This window comes from Pseudomonas sp. F01002 (assembly GCF_004402115.1).
Taxonomy (GTDB): Bacteria; Pseudomonadota; Gammaproteobacteria; order Pseudomonadales; family Pseudomonadaceae; genus Aquipseudomonas; species Aquipseudomonas frigoris.
Genome location: NZ_SOPU01000037.1, coordinates 24,442 through 37,991, shown reverse-complemented (window position 1 = coordinate 37,991; position 13,550 = coordinate 24,442). Strand labels below are relative to the sequence as shown.

The 13,550-nt window shown below is 60.7% G+C and carries 14 protein-coding genes; 10 read left to right on the top strand and 4 right to left on the bottom strand.

What is annotated here, in order from left to right; genetic code table 11:
* Window positions 1-92: 92 nt before the first annotated feature.
* From E3W21_RS28060 to E3W21_RS28045, 4 genes are all read left to right on the top strand, one after another.
* Window positions 93-1,121, top strand: coding sequence for a proline racemase family protein (locus E3W21_RS28060; RefSeq protein ID WP_134422854.1), 1,029 nt, complete (start codon window positions 93-95; stop codon window positions 1,119-1,121).
* 137 nt (window positions 1,122-1,258) lie between these two features.
* Window positions 1,259-2,176, top strand: coding sequence for a dihydrodipicolinate synthase family protein (locus E3W21_RS28055; RefSeq protein WP_095077304.1), 918 nt, complete (start codon window positions 1,259-1,261; stop codon window positions 2,174-2,176).
* 72 nt (window positions 2,177-2,248) lie between these two features.
* Window positions 2,249-3,646 carry a fosfomycin efflux MFS transporter AbaF gene (abaF, locus tag E3W21_RS28050; RefSeq protein ID WP_134422852.1) on the top strand — a complete coding sequence of 466 codons (1,398 nt, stop codon included), beginning with the start codon at window positions 2,249-2,251 and terminating at the stop codon, window positions 3,644-3,646.
* A 166-nt stretch (window positions 3,647-3,812) separates the two neighbouring features.
* On the top strand, window positions 3,813-5,393 hold the full coding sequence (locus E3W21_RS28045) for an aldehyde dehydrogenase (NADP(+)) (protein WP_134422850.1): 1,581 nt from the start codon (window positions 3,813-3,815) through the stop codon (window positions 5,391-5,393).
* A 131-nt stretch (window positions 5,394-5,524) separates the two neighbouring features.
* On the opposite strand, the gene E3W21_RS28040 is transcribed toward E3W21_RS28045, so the two are convergent.
* Window positions 5,525-6,532: an Ldh family oxidoreductase gene (locus tag E3W21_RS28040; protein ID WP_134423016.1), complete on the bottom strand. Its 1,008-nt coding sequence runs from the start codon at window positions 6,530-6,532 to the stop codon at window positions 5,525-5,527.
* A 237-nt stretch (window positions 6,533-6,769) separates the two neighbouring features.
* Here E3W21_RS28040 and E3W21_RS28035 point away from each other — a divergent pair, with 237 nt between their 5' ends.
* The 4 genes from E3W21_RS28035 (at window position 6,770) to E3W21_RS28020 (ending at window position 8,885) form a co-directional block, all read left to right on the top strand.
* Window positions 6,770-7,210: an Ohr family peroxiredoxin gene (locus E3W21_RS28035; RefSeq protein WP_134422848.1), complete on the top strand. Its 441-nt coding sequence runs from the start codon at window positions 6,770-6,772 to the stop codon at window positions 7,208-7,210.
* A 76-nt stretch (window positions 7,211-7,286) separates the two neighbouring features.
* Window positions 7,287-7,739, top strand: coding sequence for an Ohr family peroxiredoxin (locus tag E3W21_RS28030; RefSeq protein ID WP_134422846.1), 453 nt, complete (start codon window positions 7,287-7,289; stop codon window positions 7,737-7,739).
* Between the two features lie 109 nt (window positions 7,740-7,848).
* The gene (locus E3W21_RS28025) at window positions 7,849-8,289 is read left to right on the top strand and encodes an Ohr family peroxiredoxin (protein WP_129445010.1); all 441 of its coding nucleotides are present in this window, start codon (window positions 7,849-7,851) and stop codon (window positions 8,287-8,289) included.
* A 134-nt stretch (window positions 8,290-8,423) separates the two neighbouring features.
* Window positions 8,424-8,885: a MarR family winged helix-turn-helix transcriptional regulator gene (locus tag E3W21_RS28020; RefSeq protein WP_134422844.1), complete on the top strand. Its 462-nt coding sequence runs from the start codon at window positions 8,424-8,426 to the stop codon at window positions 8,883-8,885.
* Between the two features lie 37 nt (window positions 8,886-8,922).
* On the opposite strand, the gene E3W21_RS28015 is transcribed toward E3W21_RS28020, so the two are convergent.
* Window positions 8,923-9,807: a LysR family transcriptional regulator gene (locus E3W21_RS28015; protein ID WP_129445012.1), complete on the bottom strand. Its 885-nt coding sequence runs from the start codon at window positions 9,805-9,807 to the stop codon at window positions 8,923-8,925.
* Between the two features lie 100 nt (window positions 9,808-9,907).
* Here E3W21_RS28015 and E3W21_RS28010 point away from each other — a divergent pair, with 100 nt between their 5' ends.
* Window positions 9,908-11,299 (top strand): aldehyde dehydrogenase family protein, encoded by a 1,392-nt coding sequence (locus tag E3W21_RS28010; protein WP_134422842.1) that lies wholly within the window; start codon window positions 9,908-9,910, stop codon window positions 11,297-11,299.
* Window positions 11,300-11,344: 45 nt separating this feature from the next.
* Here the strand turns inward: E3W21_RS28010 and E3W21_RS28005 are convergent, their stop codons facing one another.
* On the bottom strand, window positions 11,345-11,716 hold the full coding sequence (locus E3W21_RS28005) for a nuclear transport factor 2 family protein (protein ID WP_178084156.1): 372 nt from the start codon (window positions 11,714-11,716) through the stop codon (window positions 11,345-11,347).
* Window positions 11,717-11,863: 147 nt separating this feature from the next.
* On the opposite strand from E3W21_RS28005, the gene E3W21_RS28000 reads away from it, so the two are divergent.
* A complete protein-coding gene (locus E3W21_RS28000; RefSeq protein ID WP_134422840.1) occupies window positions 11,864-12,544 on the top strand; it encodes a glutathione S-transferase family protein in 681 nt (226 codons plus the stop codon).
* Between the two features lie 18 nt (window positions 12,545-12,562).
* On the opposite strand, the gene E3W21_RS27995 is transcribed toward E3W21_RS28000, so the two are convergent.
* Window positions 12,563-13,381, bottom strand: coding sequence for an aldo/keto reductase (locus E3W21_RS27995; RefSeq protein WP_134422838.1), 819 nt, complete (start codon window positions 13,379-13,381; stop codon window positions 12,563-12,565).
* Window positions 13,382-13,550: the final 169 nt, after the last annotated feature.

Genomic DNA, 13,550 nt, shown 5'->3' with positions numbered 1-13,550 from the left:
CGCTCCCACAGGGTTTGGTGGTGTACACAAAATCAGTGTGGGAGCGAGCTTGCTCGCGATGAGGCACTAACAGACAAAACAAGGAGCAAACCATGCGCTCATCAAAAGTCATCCATGTAGTCAGCTGCCACGCCGAAGGCGAAGTCGGCGACGTGATCGTCGGCGGCGTCGCGCCACCGCCCGGGGCCACCGTGTGGGAACAGTCGCGCTGGATTGCCAAGGATCAGACCTTGCGCAACTTCGTCCTAAACGAACCGCGCGGCGGCGTGTTCCGTCACGTCAACCTGCTGGTGCCGGCCAAGGATCCTCGGGCGCAGATGGCCTGGATCATCATGGAACCGGCCGACACCCCGCCGATGTCCGGTTCCAACTCGCTGTGCGTGGCCACCGTGTTGCTCGACAGCGGCATCCTGCCGATGACCGAACCGCAAACCCGGCTAGTGCTCGAAGCGCCGGGCGGGCTGATCGAAGCGGTGGCCGACTGCCGTGACGGCAAGGTCGAACGGGTGGAAATCAAGAACGTACCCTCCTTCGCTGACCGCCTCGACGCCTGGATCGAAGTCGAAGGCCTCGGCTCGTTGCAGGTCGACACCGCGTACGGCGGCGACAGTTTTGTGATCGCCGACGCCAAGCGCCTGGGCTTTTCCATTCGTCCTGATGAAGCGGCCGAACTGGTCGAGGTTGGGCTGAAAATCACCCGCGCGGCCAATGAACAACTGGGTTTCGTCCATCCGCTGAACCCCGAGTGGTCGCACATTTCCTTCTGCCAGATCGCTGCGCGCATCGTCGTTGAAAATGGCATCGCTACCGGCGCCAATGCGGTGGTGATTCAACCCGGCAAGATCGACCGTTCACCGACCGGCACTGGGTGCTCGGCGCGCATGGCGGTGCTGCAGGCCAAGGGCTTGATGCAGGTCGGCGAGCGTTTTATCGGCCGTTCGATCATCGGTTCCGAGTTCCACTGCCGCATCGATTCGTTGACGGAAGTGGCTGGACGCCCAGCAATTTACCCGTGCATTTCCGGCCGGGCCTGGATTACCGGCACTCATCAATTGCTGCTCGATCCGAGTGATCCGTGGCCACAAGGCTATCGACTCTCTGACACTTGGCCTGGGGCCTGAGCACAGCATTACAAACCCTCACCCAAATCTCTGACCAACGGCTAGCAAAAACCTCCTCGTAACTGAAAAAAGCACTGGCCGAGTCTTTTCACATGCAATATCGTATACGAAATACAATAAATGAACCGGAGGCAACAATGAGCAAGCGCATTAACTGGAGTGGCGTCTTCCCCGCGGTGACCACTCAATTCAACGACGACTTCTCCATCAACCTGGAAAAAACCCACCAGGTGATTTCCAACGTGATCCGTGACGGCGTATCGGGCCTGGTTGTGTGCGGTTCGGTGGGGGAAAACACCTCGCTGACCGCCGAAGAAAAAATCGCCGTGACCGAAGTCGCGGTCGACGCTTCCCGCGGCCGCGTGCCGGTGATCTGCGGTGTGGCCGAATTCACCAGCGTGCAAGCGGCCAAGGTCGCCAATGCCGTGCGCCGGGTTGGTGTTGACGGGGTCATGCTGATGCCGGCGCTGGTCTACGGCTCCAAGCCGTTCGAGACCGCCGAGCACTACCGCTACGTGGCGAAGAATGCCGACGTACCGCTGATGGTTTACAACAACCCGCCGATCTACAAAAACGACGTCACCCCGGACATCCTGATTTCCCTGGCCGACTGCGACAACGTGGTGTGCTTCAAGGATTCCTCCGGCGACACCCGTCGCTTCATCGACGTGCGCAATGAAGTGGGCGATCGTTTTGTGCTGTTCGCCGGCCTTGATGACGTGGTGCTGGAAAGCATCGCGGTGGGGGCCGAAGGCTGGGTCTCGGGCATGTCCAACGTGTTCCCGAAAGAAGGTGAAACCATCTTCCGCCTGGCCAAGGCCGGTCGCTTCGCCGAAGCCATGCCGATCTACGAATGGCTGATGCCGATCCTGCACCTCGACGCCCGTGCCGACCTGGTGCAGTGCATCAAGCTGTGCGAAGCCATCGCCGGTCGCGGCAGCGCCCTGACCCGTCCGCCACGCCTGGCCCTGCCGGAAGCCGATCGGGTTTTCGTCGAGCGGATCATGGCCAAGGCCCTCGCCAACCGTCCGGAACTGCCGGACGTCGGTCTCTGAGTGATTGCCGGGCGGGTCCCTTGCGGATTCGGCCCGGCTACCTGTCTTTGCGCCTCTACAGGAAACGTCAGCATGCCCAATCCTCACAGCACCGCCCGCGCAACCACACCTTCGGGACTCAAGCGTGTCGTGGCCGCCGCCATGGCCGGCACCGTCGCCGAATGGTATGAATTCTTTCTCTACGGCACCGCCTCGGCACTGGTCTTCGGCCAGCTGTTTTTTCGCCAGACCGACAGTCCGATCGATGGCATCCTCGCCGCCTTCGCCCTGTATGCGGTCGGCTTCCTCGCCCGCCCGCTGGGTGGTTTGGTGTTCGGTCACTACGGTGACAAGTTCGGCCGAAAACGCCTGCTGCAATTGAGCCTGGTGGTGGTCGGCATCACCACGTTCCTGATGGGTTGCCTGCCCGGTTTCGACCAGATCGGCTACGCCGCCCCCGTGTTACTGGTGCTGCTGCGGCTGATCCAGGGTTTCGCTTTCGGCGGTGAATGGGGCGGTGCGATTCTGCTGGTGTCCGAACACTGTCCGGACAATCGCCGAGGCTTCTGGGCCAGCTGGCCGCAAGCCGGTGTCCCGGCCGGTAACCTGGTGGCGACCGTCGCGTTGCTGCTGTTGTCGTCGAACCTGTCGGAGGCGCAATTCCTCGCGTGGGGCTGGCGTGTGGCGTTCTGGTTCTCGGCCGTGGTGGTGCTGATCGGCTACTGGATTCGCACCAGCGTCGATGACGCGCCGATCTTCAAGGAAGCCCAGGCCCGGCAGGCGCAAAACAAGCAACAACAGCTTGGCGTGGTCGAAGTGCTGCGTCATCACTGGCGTGCGGTGCTGGTCGGTATCGGCGCGCGGTTTGCCGAGAACATTCTTTACTACACCGTCGTGACCTTTTCGATTACCTACCTGAAGCTGGTGGTGCACAAGGACACCTCAGAGATTCTGTTTCTGATGTTTGGCGCGCACCTGCTGCACTTTTTCATGATCCCGCTGATGGGTTATCTGTCCGACCTGGTCGGGCGCAAACCGGTGTACCTGACGGGTGCGATCCTCACCGCATTCTGGGGCTTCATTGGCTTCCCGATGATGGACACCGGCAACAACTGGCTGATCATCGGGGCAATTACCCTGGGCCTGGCGATCGAGTCGATGACCTACGCGCCCTACTCGGCGCTGATGGCCGAAATGTTCCCGACCCACGTGCGCTACACCGCGTTGTCCCTGTGCTACCAGGTGGCACCGATCTTCGCCGGCTCGTTGGCGCCGCTGATTGCCCTCACCCTGCTCAACAAGTACCACAGCTCGACACCGATCGCCTGGTACCTGGTCGGCGCCGCGCTGATCTCTATTGTCGCCGTCGGCCTGACTCGGGAAACCCGGGGTAAGTCGCTGCATGTGGTGGATGCTGAATCCGCTGCGCGGATCGCAGGACTGGACACCGCCGAACCCGCCATCCCGCGCCGGGGTGACTCGTTGGCTTGAAGTCGCCAAAAGATCGCAGCCTGCGGCAGCTCCTACAGGGATCGCGTATGTCCACAAATTATTGGGTGTACGCAGCTTGTGTAGGAGCTGCCGCAGGCTGCGATCTTGGCGATCTGGCAAGCAGAAAAAGACTTGCCTGAGCCCCCTTTTCTGACAGGAGTTTTTCATGCCCCACATCATCGGCCACAACTACATCGGCGGTGCGCGCGGTGCCGCCAGCAACATCACCGTGCAAAGCCATGACGCCAGCACCGGTGAAGCGTTGCCCTATGCGTTCGCTCAAGCCAGCGTTGAAGAAGTCGACGCCGCTGCCCAAGCCGCGGCTGCCGCCTACCCGGCCTTCCGCAACTTGCCGGCGAGCCGGCGTGCGGAGTTTCTCGAGGCCATCGCCGCACAACTCGATGCACTGGACGATGAGTTCGTTGCTCTGGTCACCCGCGAGACGGCGCTGCCGACCGGGCGTATCCAGGGTGAGCGCGGTCGCACCAGCGGCCAGATGCGGCTGTTCGCTCAGGTCCTGCGCCGTGGTGATTTCTATGGCGCGCGCATCGACCGGGCTCTGCCCGAGCGTCAGCCGCTGCCACGGGTCGATCTGCGTCAGTACCGGATCGGCGTCGGCCCGGTCGCGGTGTTCGGCGCGAGCAATTTTCCGCTGGCGTTCTCCACCGCCGGTGGCGACACCGCTGCCGCCCTGGCCGCCGGTTGCCCGGTGGTGTTCAAGGCCCATAGCGGGCATATGGCGACTGCCGAACTCGTGGCCGATGCAATCATCCGCGCCGCCGAGCAAACCGGCATGCCCAAAGGCGTGTTCAACATGATCTACGGCGCTGGTGTCGGCGAAGCGCTGGTCAAGCATCCGGCGATCCAGGCGGTCGGCTTCACCGGTTCGCTCAAGGGCGGTCGCGCCCTCTGCGACATGGCCGCCGCACGGCCTCAGCCGATTCCGGTGTTCGCCGAAATGAGCAGCATCAATCCGGTGCTGGTACTGCCCGAAGCCCTGCAACGGCGCGGCGAGAAATTCGCCAGTGAACTCGCCGCGTCAGTGGTGCTCGGCTGCGGCCAGTTCTGCACCAACCCCGGATTGGTGATCGGCATTCGCTCCCCCGAGTTCAGCGCATTTATTGAATCGCTCAGCGCGGTAATGGCTGACCAACCAGGGCAAACCATGCTCAACGCCGGCACGTTAACCAGCTACGCCAAGGGTGTGCAGGCGCTGCACGCGCATCCGCACATCACCCACCTCGCCGGTCGCGAACAACAGGGCAAGCAGGCCCAGCCGCAGCTGTTCAAGGCAGACGTCAGCCTGCTACTCCACGGCGCCCCATTGCTGCAGGAAGAAGTGTTCGGCCCCACCACGGTGCTGGTGGAAGTGGCCGACAAAGCCGAACTGCAACGGGCATTGCAGAGTTTGCACGGTCAACTTACGGCCACGCTGATTGCCGAAGCCGGTGACCTGCAAACCCATGGCGAACTGCTCTCGCTGCTTGAACAGAAGGTCGGTCGGGTACTGTTCAACGGCTACCCGACCGGCGTCGAAGTCTGCGATGCGATGGTGCATGGCGGTCCCTACCCGGCCACCTCCGATGCCCGTGGCACTTCGGTCGGCAGCCTGGCCATCGAGCGTTTTCTGCGCCCGGTGTGCTACCAGAACTGCCCGGATGCGCTCTTGCCCGACGCCTTGAAAAATGCCAATCCGCTGGGCATCGCCCGTCTGGTTGACGGCAACAGCCATCGCGACCCGGTTTAAAAAATACTCAGATGTGCAGCGAAATCCTGTGGGAGCGAGCTTGCTCGCGATGGGGCCATAACATTCAGCATTTATGTCGACTGTTACACCGCTATCGCGAGCAAGCTCGCTCCCACAGGTCCGGCTTTCACTCAGCCCAGCAGGGCCTTCAAGTCGTTGTACAAGGCTTCGGGAATCTGCACGCCCTCCGCCAAACTGCGTGCTCGCGCCTCATAACGTCGTTGCGACGGCAAGCGTGCGCCCTGCCCTTGTATGCTCTGGAACATGACTTCGGCACGGGCCAGGTGCTGCTCGGTGGCCTCACCGAGAAAGCGTCGCGGATCGAGGGCGATGATCAGCTCGCCGTGGTACGGCGACGACTTGCTGCCCGCGTCGTAGGCCAGCGATTCAGCACTGGTCAGGTCACCAATCAACGGCCCGGCGATCAACTCCACCATGGCGGCCAACGCCGAGCCCTTGTGCCCACCGAACGTCAGCATCGCGCCGGCATCGAGCACCACGTTCGCATCGGTACTCGGCTGCCCGTCTGCATCCACACCCCAACCTTCAGGAATCGCTTTGCCGGCACGCCGATGCAACTCGATCTCGCCACGGGCAATCGCACTGGTGGCGAAGTCAAACACAAACGGATCCTTGCCCGAACGCGGCCAGCCGAATGCGATGGGATTAGTCCCGAACACCGGCTGACTTCCGCCCGCCGGCGCGACCCAGGCATGGCTGGGATTACACGCCAGCGCCACCAGGCCGGCAGCGGTCATTTGCTCGATCTCGACCCACAGGGCGGAAAAATGCACGCAGCGATTGATCGCCAGAGCCGCAATCCCGTTTGCCCGGGTTTTCTCCTCCAGTAATGGCAGGCCTGCCTGAAACGCCAACTGGGAGAAACCACCCGCCGCATCGACCCGCACGATCGAAGGTGCCTGGTCGATCACCCGTGGCTCGGCATCGGCCACCACCTTGCCGGCCCGGAGCGAATTGACGCACCCCAATACCCGATACAAACCGTGGGAGGCGCAGCCATCGCGCTCGCCGGCAATCACCGTGGCGGCCACCGCCTGAGCGTGGGCAAAGTTGAAACCGTTGTGCAGCAAGATCGATTCGGCCAGCTCGCGAGCTTCGGCCAGGGACAGTCGTTTCATCATCAACTCCTTGGACAGACCGCCCAGACTGGCCCATTCCAAACGCCACGGCTTGATCGCTTTAGGCCCGGCCGACGACGAATTCAGCATATCCCGGCAACCCGACCATTCGTCGGCTGGACCTCACACCACCCCTTGACACCGATTGAGCTCTGCGCGAGTATTATTTACATCGCGTACGATACAAGCGTATACGACAGACAAATACCACTTATTGAAACGTTGAGGATTCATTCCATGAGCAAGATCGAAAAAGTACTGTTTACCGGCAAAACCCACACCACGTTCAGCGATGCGACCCGTGCCCACGGCAACCTCGACATCGAGCTGTCGTCGCCAGGTAACGCAAAACCGGCCCACGTGTTCGCAGCCACCCAAGCGCACCCGACCGCCGAGCAATTGTTCGCCGGTGCATGGTCGGCCTGCTACATCTCCGCCATCGAACACATAGCCAAGGCGAAAAAAGTGGCGCTGCCGGCCGATGTGTCCGTCGACATCGAGGTCGATCTGGGCCAGACCGGTCAGGCTTACTTCCTTCAGGCTCGATTCTTTGTCCGCTTGCCGGGCGTGGCACACGACGTCGCAACAGCGCTGGCGCACGCCGCTCACGAACTCTGCCCGTACTCGAAAGCGACGCTGGGCAACATCGACGTGGCGGTGAACGTCCTGACGGCGTGAAGATTGGTTTAATCCATTAAACATGTCGCATGCGATATAAGCGCATACGAAAACAATAGAAACTCAGGAAATCATCATGAGCAAGATCGAAAAAGTACTGGCCACCGGCAAAACCCACACCACCGTCAGCGACGCTGGCAACACCTCGCGCGGCCATGACGGCAGCCTCGACATCATCCTGTCGACGCCTGGCAACGCCAAGCCCGCCCACGTGTTCGCCGCCACCCAGCCGCACCCGACTGCCGAGCAACTGTTCGCTGGCGCATGGTCGGCCTGCTACACCGCCGCCGTCGGGCTGGTGGCCGGAGAAATGAACGTGGTGCTGCCGTCGGATCTGTCCGTCGACATCGAAGTCGATCTGGGTCAGACCGGTCCGGCCTACTTCCTTCAGGCTCGATTGACCCTGCGCGTACCGGGCTTGTCGCACGATATCGCGACGACACTGGCGCACACTGCCGATCAAATTTGCCCGTACTCGAAAGCGACGCGGGGTAACATTGACGTGGCCCTGAACGTCCTCACGGCTTGACGCACCGCGCGGCGTTGCTATCGATCGGCATTGTCGATACGCCACATATATCGCATACGCTTTAAGCGCATACGTATTACAAACCCAACACAACGTTGAGGACTCAACCATGAACAAGATCGAAAAAGTCCTGGCCACAGGCAAAACCCACACGACGTTCAGCGACGGTGACAACTCTTCCTGCGGCCTCGCCATCCAGCTCTCGTCGCCTGGAAACCCTAGACTGGCACACGAGTTCGCAGCCATTGTGCCGCACCCAACGGCAGAGCAGTTTTTCGCCGGCGCATGGTCGGCCTGCTACACCGCTGCCGTCGAGCTGGCGGCGAAAAATATGAAGGTGACGCTGCCGCCCAATCTGGCCGTTGATATTGAGGTCGATCTGGGCCAGACCGGTCCGGCCTACTTCCTCCAGGCCCGGCTGAATCTTCGCGTGCCAGGCTTGGCGCAAGACGTCGCGACGGAGCTGGCGCACGCGGCAGACCAAATCTGCCCGTACTCGAAGGCAACGCGCGGCAATATCGACGTTGTCATCAACGCCCTGACCGCATGATGCACCGTACGACCGGTTCGACTTTCGCCGTCGAACCGGTCGCCACCGTCAGTTAGAGTCGTTCCGACACAATCGCATACGAGGTATATTTCATTTTTTTGCGAGCCATCCGTCTTTGGCCAACGAGGATGTACATGAAACCCACCGACAACGCCGCCCCCGACAACCTGAAGCTTTCCGAATTCCTGTGTTTTGCGGTCTATTCCACCAACCTGGCCTTCGGCAAGGCTTACAAGCCGATACTCGAGCAGCTTGGGCTGACCTACACGCAATACATCACCATCGTCGCGCTGTGGGAGGAAGACAATCAGACCGTGGGCAGCCTGGGCGAGAAGCTGTTTCTGGAATCGAACACCCTGACCCCGATCCTGAAGAAACTGGAAGCAATGGGCTTTTTGCAAAGGCAGCGCGATCCCGAGGACGAGCGCCAGGTGCGGATCAGCCTGACGAAGAACGGTCGACAGCTGCGCGAAAGCCAACCGGAAATGGGCCTCGCCGACGCGACGGGCCTGACGCTCGACGAGTTCACGACCATGCAGAAGGCGATCGTGAAGCTGCGCAACAATCTCATCAAGTCGACGAAAGCCGGGGAATGAGCCGGCACACCGATCTGGACATTCTCAAGCGCGCGAACTAGCGCGCCACTTCATCCCGCACCACCCCGCGCTCCTCCAGCAAGCGCACAAACATGGTCAGACTTTGCGACACCGTTCCCCGGCGCCACACCAGCCAGGTGCGCAAATAGCGGAACGATTCCGATAACGGCCAGACGCTCACGGTGGTGCATCCGGGCATGCTGTTGAGCATGCTGCGGGGCATCAGCGCCAGGCCCGCACCGGCGCTGACGCACGCCAGCATGCCGTGATAGGACTCCATTTCGAAAATCTTGCCGGGCACCGCCGCGTCCTTGGCGAACCAGCTTTCGAAGTGGTGGCGGTAGGAACAATTGGAGCGAAAGGCATAGATGTTTTCGCCATTAACATCCCGCGCACGATGGATGGGGGAATGGTTGAGCGGTGCGATCACCACCATCTCCTCCTCAAACGCCGGCACGCCTTCCAGTGCCGGGTGCAGCACCGATCCGTCGACAAACGCTGCCGCCAATCGGCCCGACAACACACCGTCGATCATGGTCCCCGAAGGTCCGGTGGACAGGTCCAGCTCGACCTTGGCGTGCTTCTGGTTATACGCGGCCAGCAACTCAGGGATACGCACCGCAGCGGTGCTCTCCAGTGATCCAAGGGGAAACGATCCCTGCGGTTCTTCGCCCGCCACCGCCGCGCGAGCCTCCTGGACCAGGTCGAGAATGCGCCGGGCATAGTCCAGGAAACTCCAGCCGGCCGGCGACAGGCGCAGGCGGCTCTTCTCGCGGATAAACAGGTCCACGCCCAGATCCAGCTCCAGCTGCTTGATCCGCGTCGTCAGGTTCGAAGGCACCCGATGGATGTGCTGAGCCGCCGCGCTGATGCTGCCGTGCTCGGCGACGGCTTTGAAAATTTCCAGCTGAACCAGATCCAAGCCATTCTCCAAACGTGAACGATATGCTCAGTATTATTCAGTTTCCAGAAAACAAACGCCACCGTAACCTGAGCGCATCCCCACCTCGCAGGACGGTGCCATGACTCAAGTTTCCAGCCTCACCCATGCCATTTCGATCAACCCCGCCAACGGCGAGCAGATCGGCCACTACCCTTTTGAATCCGCATCGGCACTGGACGCCGCCCTTTCCCGCGCCGCAGCCGGGTTCCGCGTCTGGCGCAGCAAACCGGTGGATCAACGCTCGCAGTTGTTGATCGCCCTGGCTCAGGCCTTGCGCAACAACGCCGCCGCGATGGCGAACATGATCACCCTGGAAATGGGCAAGCCGATCACTCAGGCGCGCGGCGAAATCGAAAAGTGTGCGCAACTCTGCGAGTGGTACGCCGATCACGGCCCCGCGATGTTGAGCGCTGAACCGACGCTGGTTGAAGGCGGCAAGGCGCGCATTGAATATCGCCCGCTCGGCCCGATTCTCGCGGTGATGCCGTGGAATTTCCCGATCTGGCAGGTCCTGCGCGGCGCCGTTCCAGCGTTGATCGCCGGCAACACCTACGTGCTCAAACATGCGCCCAACGTGATGGGCAGCGCTTATCTGTTGCGGGAGGCCTTCAAGCAAGCCGACTTCCCCGAAGGTGTCTTCGAGGTCATCAATGTCACGCCGGATGGCGTCTCCACCGCAATCGCCGATCCACGCATCGCGGCAGTCACCCTCACCGGCAGCGTGCGAGCCGGCATCGCCATCGGCGCTCAAGCCGGTGCGGCGTTGAAGAAGTGTGTGCTGGAACTGGGCGGCTCCGATCCGTTCATCGTCCTTAACGATGCCGACCTCGACGAAGCGGTCAAAGCTGCCGTGATTGGCCGCTACCAGAACACCGGGCAAGTTTGCGCGGCGGCCAAACGCTTGATCGTCGAGCAAGGCATCGTCGAAGAATTCACGCGCAAGTTCGTCGAAGCCACGCAAAAACTGGTTGTCGGTGATCCACTGGCCGCCAACACCTACATCGGGCCGATGGCTCGCTTTGATCTGCGTGATGAACTGGATCAACAGGTGCGCGACACCCTGGAAGAAGGTGCGACGTTGCTGATGGGCGGCAAGAAGGCTGAAGGCGCCGGCAATTTTTACGAGCCCACGGTCTTCGCTAATGTCACCGATCAGATGACCTCGTTCAAACAGGAACTGTTTGGCCCGGTGGCCTCGATCATCACGGCGCGCGATGCGGCGCATGCATTGGCACTGGCGAATGACAGTGAGTTCGGCCTCGCCGCAACCATTTACACACGCAACGTCGAGCTTGCTGAGCAGATGACCGGTGAACTGGAAACCGGTGGTGTGTTCATCAATGGTTATTGCGCCTCCGACCCACGCGTCACCTTCGGCGGCGTGAAGAAAAGCGGTTTTGGCCGTGAGCTCTCGCATTTCGGCGTGCGCGAATTCTGCAATGCCCAGACGGTGTGGCTGGATCGGCGCTGATTGCATAACGATGCCCGGGAGCCTTTTGGCTCCCGGGCTCACGCGCTATTCGTTCAGGTAATACAGCTTGTTCACAATCATCCAGCGGTAATTGATGTTCAGTAGCGACAGATAATCGGTAAATCGCATGCCGAGATACTCATCAGTGACTTTTACCGCGGCGGCATCACCCGTGACATCGACGCTGAGTACTTCCCAAAACGGTTTGACTTCTTTGGCTGCCGGCCCCTCGGCCTTGATCGCGTTGATAAATTCCTCCAGCGATGCCCATTCAAGCTTTTCTTCGTAATGGCCAATGATGCGGCAAGAAGGATGAAAGGCCTGTCGCAGCAAGGCTTCATCGGCGAACACCATGCCTTCTACATAATTGCGGACCACCACGTTGATGTGTTCTTTAGCCAGCAGTTGAGTCGTCATGTCATACCTCCAGCGTTCTCACCATCGCACCGCCGGATCAGGTTGTTCGATCATCCATCCCACCCTGAAAGTCTAGCACCGCGTACTTAACAGTCCCGGACGACGACTATGATGATGGGGGTCACTTGCCTTTCGAGGAGCTGAGAGATGTCGCTGACTCTTTACTACCATCCGCTGTCGTCGTTCTGCCACAAAGTGCTCATCGCGCTCTACGAAAACGCTGTCGAATTCGAGAAGCGGATCATCGATCTCGCCAACGATGCAGACAGAGCAGAGCTGCAAGCGCTGTGGCCGCTCGGCAAGTTCCCGGTCATCCGCGACCACGCTCGCCAGCGCAACGTGGCAGAGACCACGATCATCATCGAATACCTGGACCGATTTTATGCCGGTGAACATCCACTCGTTCCCAGCGATTGGGACACCGCGCTGGAGGTCCGTCTGTGGGACCGTGTCTGCGACCACTATCTACAGGCGCCGCTGCAACAGATTGTGCTTGATCGCCTACGCGGCGCTCACGGCGATTTGAGCAGAGAACGTTCCACACTGCAGACGACGTACGGCATGCTCGACCACCAGATGGCCTCCAGAATCTGGCTCGCCAGTGCAGATTTCAGCCTGGCCGATTGCGCCGCGGCCCCGGCACTTTTCTATGCCAGTACGCTCGAGCCGTTTCCCAACGACTACGGTCACTTGAAAGCCTATTTCGACAGGCTGATGAGCAGACCGTCCGTCCAGCGGGTCATCGACGAAGCCAGGCCATGGTTTTCGTTTTATCCATTTGCGGAGGCCATCCCGGAGCGATTTCGCCAGACGCCGGACAACACCTGACAGGCCTCGAAAGTTCGCCTAACCCACCACGTCAATCAACTGCTCACGCTGCGCCCCCGTCAGCATCGGACCGAAACCTGCACCGGCATTTTCTGCCATGTAACGCGGATTGCCGGTGCCGGGGATGACGCAAGTCACCGCCGAATGCGTCAGCAGGAACTTGAGCGCCAGTTGCGCCCAGCTATTGACCCTCACATCCGCGGCCCAGCGCGGTAACGGTTTGTCCTTCAAGCGGGCGAGCAAATCACCGCCGCCGAAGGGCCGATTGCAGATCACCGCCACGCCCCGCTCGCGACACAGCGGCAGAATGCGCTTCTCGACGCCGCGATCGTCCAGGGCATAGTTGATCTGCAAAAAGTCCAATGGCTCAGCCTTGAGCACCGCTTCCACTTCGTCATACGCCGACGCCGTGTAATGGGTGATGCCGATGTAACGAATGCGCCCTTCTTCCTTCCATTTGCGTAAGGTCGGCAAATGGGTTTTCCAGTCCAGCAGGTTGTGAATCTGCATCAGGTCGATCCGGTCGGTCTGCAGCAGTTTGAAGGACTGTTCCATCTGCGCGATGCCTTCTTGGCGGCCACGGGTCCACACCTTGGTGGTCAGAAAGGCCGGCGAGCGCGGTTCATGAATCGACAGCAGTTCACCGGTCGTCTGTTCGGCGCGACCGTACATCGGCGAACTGTCGATCACCTTCCCGCCCTTCTCGAACAACGCGCGCAGCACAGCGGGCAGCTGCTTGTAAGCGGGACTTGAAGGCTCGACATCAAAACCGCGATACGTACCCAGCCCGACGATCGGTAAGAGTTCGGCGCTGGATGGAATGGCCCGGGTCAGCATGTTCTTGCCTCCTGTTTCGGTCGACGGCGGATGCTGCAAAAGCCGGATCGAAGGTGAAAACCGCCGAAGCACCGGCAGCCAGCGTGAGTATTTTTCGACGCGAGTACCCATCAGTGTGGCTCATGGAATTGCCCTTCCATATTTTTGCTGTCAGCCACGGTCCACAGCA

Bases quoted from the DNA above. Each gene is read 5' to 3' on its own strand.
- E3W21_RS28060 (WP_134422854.1), top strand. From the start codon at position 93: ATGCGCTCATCAAAAGTCATCCATGTAGTCAGCTGCCACGCCGAAGGC.
- E3W21_RS28055 (WP_095077304.1), top strand. From the start codon at position 1,259: ATGAGCAAGCGCATTAACTGGAGTGGCGTCTTCCCCGCGGTGACCACT.
- abaF (WP_134422852.1), top strand. From the start codon at position 2,249: ATGCCCAATCCTCACAGCACCGCCCGCGCAACCACACCTTCGGGACTC.
- E3W21_RS28045 (WP_134422850.1), top strand. From the start codon at position 3,813: ATGCCCCACATCATCGGCCACAACTACATCGGCGGTGCGCGCGGTGCC.
- E3W21_RS28040 (WP_134423016.1), bottom strand. From the start codon at position 6,532: ATGAAACGACTGTCCCTGGCCGAAGCTCGCGAGCTGGCCGAATCGATC.
- E3W21_RS28035 (WP_134422848.1), top strand. From the start codon at position 6,770: ATGAGCAAGATCGAAAAAGTACTGTTTACCGGCAAAACCCACACCACG.
- E3W21_RS28030 (WP_134422846.1), top strand. From the start codon at position 7,287: ATGAGCAAGATCGAAAAAGTACTGGCCACCGGCAAAACCCACACCACC.
- E3W21_RS28025 (WP_129445010.1), top strand. From the start codon at position 7,849: ATGAACAAGATCGAAAAAGTCCTGGCCACAGGCAAAACCCACACGACG.
- E3W21_RS28020 (WP_134422844.1), top strand. From the start codon at position 8,424: ATGAAACCCACCGACAACGCCGCCCCCGACAACCTGAAGCTTTCCGAA.
- E3W21_RS28010 (WP_134422842.1), top strand. From the start codon at position 9,908: ATGACTCAAGTTTCCAGCCTCACCCATGCCATTTCGATCAACCCCGCC.
- E3W21_RS28005 (WP_178084156.1), bottom strand. From the start codon at position 11,716: ATGACGACTCAACTGCTGGCTAAAGAACACATCAACGTGGTGGTCCGC.
- E3W21_RS28000 (WP_134422840.1), top strand. From the start codon at position 11,864: ATGTCGCTGACTCTTTACTACCATCCGCTGTCGTCGTTCTGCCACAAA.
- E3W21_RS27995 (WP_134422838.1), bottom strand. From the start codon at position 13,381: ATGCTGACCCGGGCCATTCCATCCAGCGCCGAACTCTTACCGATCGTC.